At 69.3% G+C, this 202-nt stretch carries 1 pseudogene; it reads right to left on the reverse strand.

Annotated features, from left to right (window positions below):
- Nucleotides 1-202 (reverse strand): annotated as a pseudogene (locus IH68_RS51590) (serine hydroxymethyltransferase); the annotation flags it as partial.

Here is a 202-nt window from a genome sequence, read left to right on the forward strand (position 1 = left end):
ACCGGAGTCGTCCACGTGGTAGGCGACCACGTTGAACTGCTTGCCGGAGAAGTTCAGCCGCATCCCATGGGTGAGATGGCCGCCGTGCGCCAGGTCCAGGCCCAGGATGGTGTCGCCGGGCTGGGCCAGCGCGAACAGCGCGGCCTGGTTGGCGGAGGCACCCGAGTGGGGCTGCACGTTGGCGTACTCGGCGCCGAACAGC

Source organism: Streptomyces sp. NRRL S-646, from assembly GCF_000720765.1.
Lineage (GTDB): Bacteria > Actinomycetota > Actinomycetes > Streptomycetales > Streptomycetaceae > Streptomyces.